Source organism: Streptomyces sp. NPDC000941 (assembly GCF_053599555.1).
In genome coordinates, this window is record NZ_JBSFMM010000373.1 from 1 (window position 1) to 6,389 (window position 6,389).

Here is a 6,389-nt window from a genome sequence, read left to right on the forward strand (position 1 = left end):
ACCTGTCCACCGACCTTCCCCTGCACGCCGAACTCATCGCCACCGGCCCACAGGACGCCACCCTCGTCCTGACCGTCCACCACATCGCCATCGACGCCTGGTCCATGCGGCCGCTGACCGCCGATCTGGCCCGTGCCTACGCGGCCCGCACCCGGGGTGAGGCTCCCGACTGGGAGCCGCTGCCCGTCCAGTACGCGGACTACGCGCTCTGGTACGAGGACGCGCTCGGGGACGCCGGTGATCCGGCCGGTGTGCAGAGCCGCCAGCTCGACTACTGGCGTACGGCCCTGGCCGGTCTGCCCGAGGAGCTGACGCTGCCCGCCGACCGGCCCCGCCCGGCCCGCGCCTCCCGCCGCGGCGGCCTCGTCGAACTGCCGATCGACCAGGGACTGGACCAGCGGCTGCGAGAACTGGCCCGGACCCGCGGGGTCACCCCCTTCATGGTGGCCCAGGCCGCCCTGGCCGCCCTCTTCACCCAGCTGGGCGCCGGCACCGATATCCCGCTGGGCGCCGTCGTCGCGGCACGCCCCGACCACACCCTGCACGACCTCGTCGGCTATTTCCTCAACACCGTGGTCCTGCGCACCGACACCAGCGGTGACCCCGCCTTCTCCGATCTGCTCGCCCGGGTCCGCGCGACCGACCTGGCCGCCTTCGAACACCAGCAGTTTCCCTTCGACCGCCTCGTGGAAGAACTCCAGCCGACTCGCTCCCCGTCACGCAATCCCCTCTTTCAGACGGCACTTGTCTGGACCGACGCCACCAGCGCCGCCCTCGAGCTGCCCGGCCTTCGCTGCGAGCCCGGCCCGGCGCCCCTGGACGTCGCGAAGTTCGACCTCGAATTCGAGTTCAGCGAGCGCCGCGGCTCGGGGCTCAGGCTGAGCGTCGGATACGCGGACGACCTCTACGACCCCGCGACCGCGCTCAGCCTGGCCCGGCGGCTGATCCAGCTGCTGGAGCAGGCAACGGCCGCCCCCGACGCCCGGCTCAGCGCCTACCACGTGCTCCTCCCCGACGAGAGGAAGCGGATCCTCGCCGAATGGGGCCGTGGCACCGAGGCCGAGCCGGCGACCATCCCCGACCTGTTCGAGAAGCAGGTGCGGCAGCGACCGGGCGCCATCGCCGTCGAGGACGGCGACGGGGGAATCACGTACGCCGAGCTGAGCCGATGCGTCAACCGGCTGGCCCGCTATCTGATCGGGCGCGGGGTGGGCCCCGAGGTTCCCGTCGCCGTGTCGGCGGAGCGCGGCCCCGGCCTCCTGGTGGCCATGCTGGCGGTGCTCACCGCGGGCGGGGCGTACCTGCCGATCGACCCGGCGTATCCTCCGGCGCGCATGGCCTTCATGCTGGCCGACACCGCGGCCACGATGGCGCTGGTGGACGACCCCGCGCGGCTCGGCGACGCGGACCTCGAAACCACCGTGCTGGGCGGCCTCGACCTGGCCGCCTTCCCCGCCACCGAGGTGAGCGACGACGACCGGCTCGGTCCGCTGCACATCGCCTCCACGGCGTACGTGATCTACACCTCCGGTTCGACGGGGACGCCCAAGGGCGTCGCGGTCCCCCACGCCGGGATCCCCCGGCTGATCAGCACCCACACATCCGCCTTGGGAGTCGGCCCGCAGAGCGTGGTGCTGCAGCTGGCCTCGATCGGCTTCGACGCGTCCATGTGGGAGATCGGCATGGCCCTGCTCACCGGCGCGAGGCTCCGGTTCATCCGGCCCGATGCGCTCGTCAAGGCCGAGCACGGCAGTACGCCCGCCCACGGCGCGACGCACGTGTGGATCTCGCCGACGCTGCTCTCCGCGCTGCCCTCGGCCGCCGTGCCGGCCGGAACGACGATCGTCACCGGGTCCGAGGCAGTACCGCAGATGGTGGCCGACCTGTGGTCCGTCGACAACCCGTTGTTCAATCTCTACGGGCCGACCGAGGTCACCGTGGGATCCACCGGCGAATTCCTGGCCCCGGGCCGCTCCGTCACCATCGGCGGACCCATCGCCGGCACCCAGGCATACGTCCTGGACGACGCCCTGCGGCCGGTGCCGCCCGGAGTGGACGGCGAGCTGTATCTCGCGGGCCCGGGCGTGACCAGGGGATACGTCGGACGCGCGGGACTCACGGCCACCCGCTTCGTCGCTTGCCCGTTCGGCGCGGCCGGGGAACGGATGTACCGGACCGGTGACATGGTCCGCTGGACGGCCGACGGCAACCTGCTCTACCTGGGCCGTACCGACGACCAGGTCAAGCTCCGCGGCTTCCGGATCGAGCCGGGAGAGATCGAAGCCACCCTGACGGCCCTGCCTGGCGTACGGCATGCCGTGGTGATACTCCGCGAGGACCGGCCCGGCGACAAACGACTGGTCGGCTACGTGACATCGGACACCGGCGCCGCACTGGACACGGCCGCGCTCGCCGACCGGCTCGCCGAGCGCCTGCCCACGTACATGGTGCCGTCGGCCTTCGTGCAGTTGGAGGCACTGCCGCTGACCATCAACGCCAAGCTGGACCGTGCCGCGCTGCCCGCCCCCGGCCACACGGCCGCCTCGACCTCGCAACACCCCCGCGACGCCCGGGAAGAAGCCCTGTGCAAGCTCTTCGCCGACATCCTGGGGGTACCCGATGTCAGCCGGGACGACAGTTTCTTCGAGCTGGGCGGGCACTCACTGCTCGCCATGCTCCTGGTCAACCGCGTCCGCGCGCGGTTCGGGATCAGTCTTGACCTGCAGACCGTCTTCGAGGCCCCCACAGTCGCCGAACTGGCTCCTCACCTGGACAACGGCCGACGCGCTCGCCCGGTACTGCGCCCCAGGGACAGATCCTGACTCGAGCGTGCGTATTCGGCGGGTGTTGGAGACCTTGAGTTCGCGGGCCAAGGCCGCGGGGAAGAGATCGGCGTACGCCGTGAGCAGACGTAGTTCGGGCGAGTCGGTCGGCCCGACGGTCGCCCGGTGGGCGGCCCTGCCCCCACCGGCCGACGAGGGCTGATGTCACACCCGTTGACGCGCGGACCCGGACCGTCGAAGAATATGCGGCACCCATGCTCTGACAACGTTGTCTAGTCTCCGAGGTGTCGTTCCGTGTCGCACCAGTCCCTGCCCCTCGACCGCCGCCGCTTTCTGCACCTCGCCGGTCTCACGGGCGCGCTGGCCGCCCTGCCCCCGCTCACCGGAGCCGCGAGCGCTCACGCGGCGCACGGCCGCACGGACACTCCGCCCGACGACGTCGCGGCCACCTACCTGCGGGTGCTCCTGGACCACACCCGGTGGTCCGAGACGCAGTGGGACGAGGCCCAGGGCCACTACCGGGCCAAGGACTTCGGGTTCGCCGTGGTCCTCGGCAACGCGGTCCTGCTCACCCACGGCAGCTACGACGCGGCGCGCGCGGGCACCGATCGGGAGACCCTCACGCGGCGCACGCTCGCCACGATCCGTCATTTCGCCGCGTCGAACCGGCTCACCGGCGGCAACGAGTGGGGCCGCACACTCTTCTTCGACACCACCTTCCAGTCGTACTTCGTCCTCGCCGCCCGGCTGCTGTGGAACGACCTCGACACCGCGACGCGGCAGAACGTCGAGACCATCGTCCGCGAACAGGCCGCCTACACCGTGTCGTTGGGCAGCGGCGACGACCCCGCCTCGGGCGACTGGACACCGAACGGCCAAAGCGGCGGACACATCGGCGACACCAAGCTGGAAGAGATGGGCCTGTACGCGCAGACCCTCGCCCCGGCGCTCGCATGGGCCCACGACGATGGCCGCGCCGCTGACTGGGCCACCTGGTACGGCATCTGGTCGCGCAACGAGGCGGGGCTGCCGCCCGCCGACCTCGCCAACCCAGCCCGCGTGGACGGCGTCGCCGTCTCCGAGAACACCGCCCGCAATCTGTACGACACCTTCATCGTCGAGAACCACGGCTCCTTCGGCCCGCACTACCAAGAGGAGCTGTGGCGCACCTCCGGCCGCAACGCCGCGCACTTCCTGGCCGCCGGACGCCCCCTTCCGCAGGTCCTCGCGCGGCAGCCGAACGCCCAGCCGCTGTGGCGCACGCTGCTGGGCGTCATGAGCGACGCGGGCGAACCGCTGATGCCGATGGTCAACGACCGCGAACACCTCTACGGCAGGGACGTCATCCCGCTCGCCTTCCTCTCCCAGGTGATGCGCGACCGGGCCGCGGCACGCGCGGAGCAGGAGCTGGCGGCGCGGCTGGAGGCGTACCAGCAGTACCCGCCCGAGCACCGGATGGCGAAGTTCTCGGGGGAGCCGAAGTACGAGCCGGAGGCACGCGCCGAGATCGCTATCAGCTACCTGCTGCACGTGTGGGCGGCGGCGTCCGGGCGGCCCGTCGAGGCGCTGTCGCGTGAGGAACTGTTCGCGCGGGCCTCGGGTGTCACGGACTTCGGGACCGGCCCCGGATTGGTGTCGCATCAGTCGCGGGCCGCGTGGGCCGGTGCCGTGACGAAGCCCGGGTTCGTGAAGTTCGCCTGGCAGCCGGGCCATGACGACTGGCTGTTCCGGCTCAGCGGCGCGACCCCGATGTTCCTGCCCGCCACCGCCACGAAGGTCCAGGGCCGTACCGTGCGCGTGTACGAGTCCCTGCGCGACGGCTTCGACGGCAGCGCGACGCTGCTGCGCCTCGACGGCGGCTGGGCCGGGTTCGCGACACTCCCGACGGGCTCGATCGTCTACGCGAGCAGCGGCACCGCCGACGCGGAGGGCCACCTCGACGTGCACAACCTGACGATGCCCGGCATGCCGGGGCTCGACGGTGCGCGCACCTACCGCTTCGAGGAGGGCGAGGCGACCGTCCGTGCCCGCGACACCTCCACCGGCACACCCGACGGACGGGTCGACGACCTCGGTTTCACACCCACGACGGTGCGCCACGTCCGCATGCTCGGTGTGCGGCCCGACCCGGCCTACGGGTACTCCCTGTACGCGTTCGAAGTGCGCGACGGCGCCCAGGGCGCGGACCTCGCACGCGGCGGATCCGCCACGGCCTCGTCGGCCGACGCCGGGAAGGGCGCGCCGCTCGCGGTCGACGGCGACGCGGCCACCCGCTGGGCGGTGGCGAGGGCCGACCGTCCGCGCGCCGACAGCTGGCTGGCCGTCGACCTCGGCGTCGAGCGCCGGATCGACCGGGTCACCCTGCGCTGGGAATCGGCGGCGGGCCGCGCCTACCGCATCCAGGGTTCCACGGACGGCCGGGACTGGAGGGACCTGGCGACCGGGCCGAGGCCGGCGGTGAGCAGCCGCGGCGGCTGGCTCGACGTCGAGGGACGCGCCGGGCTCGTGGTACGTGACGGCCGGAACCCGATCGGCGTCTACGACGACAAGATCGTCCTCGGCGACGGACCGGCGGCACCTCTGCTCGTCGAGGGCTTCCCCGCCGCGTCGGCTGGGAACCTGCGCGCGATCGCCCGGGGGACCGCACCCACGGCGGAGGCCACCGAGGTGCGCACGACGCTGACGGACGGGCACCTGACCCTGTTCAACCTCTCCGACGAGCCCGTCAGGACGCGGATCACGATCCCGCGCACCGGCACGGACACGGTGGTCTTCGAGGGGACGCAGCGGCTGACCGCCGACGGCACGTCCTTCGAGGCCGCGCTGCCCGCCGCCACGGCGGTCGTGCTGGCCCCGCGCTTCACGCTCACCCCCCTCACGAGCCGACGCCTGCCGTCGGGCCTGCGGGCCCAGGTCGTCGACGGCGCGACCGTACGCCTGTCCGGGGCCTCCTGCACCCTGCGCGTCCGGGCCCAGGGGCGCAGCAGGGTCGCCGTCGTCAGAGCGGGCCGGACGATCACCGTCGTCCTGGCCGGCGCGGCCGCCCACCCGTACGACGACCTGGCCCTCGGCAGGACCGTCTTCCCCACGAGCCCACTGCCGGAGGGGATGTCCGACCCCGCGGCGGCGGTGGACGGCGACGCCCGTACGGCGTGGCAGCCGGGCACGCGCGGCCGCATGGTCGTGGACCTCGGCGCGGCCCGCCCGGTCCGCCAGGTGGAGACCGAGTGGACGGCGGGCGCGGCGCCGGGCGCGAAGGCCGGCTTCAGCATGGACGGCATCACCTATCAGGACGCCGGCACCCTCACCGGCCGGGGCCGCGTGCGCCGGCTGACCGCCTCCGAGACGGCCCGCTATGTCAGCCTCGAAGTCGACGGGTCGGCGCCTGCGGCGGTGTCACGCCTGCGGCGCCTGACGGTGCGCTGACCGCTCCAGGTCAAGCCCTGCCCCGGCCCGAGTCGGCCCGCTCCGGCCCGAGTCGGCCTGTAGTGCGTAGGCACCAGGACAGGTGAGTGGCTGGTCCGGGCGCACCAGGGGAAGACGGCGGCCGGGGACGATGCCCGGAAGGGGCGCCGGAAGGAAGGGTTGGAGGCGCGTGAATCCCGC

Annotated in this window: 2 protein-coding genes; both read left to right on the top strand. The window is 72.8% G+C overall.

Annotated elements, in window-relative coordinates:
• Positions 1-2,822, top strand: a 2,822-nt coding sequence (locus ACWDSL_RS51050; protein ID WP_450496321.1) for a non-ribosomal peptide synthetase, incomplete at its 5' end; no start/stop codon positions are given.
• A gap of 255 nt (positions 2,823-3,077) precedes the next feature.
• Complete coding sequence (locus ACWDSL_RS51055) at positions 3,078-6,209, top strand: discoidin domain-containing protein (RefSeq protein WP_450496322.1); 3,132 nt, start codon at positions 3,078-3,080, stop codon at positions 6,207-6,209.
• Positions 6,210-6,389: the final 180 nt, after the last annotated feature.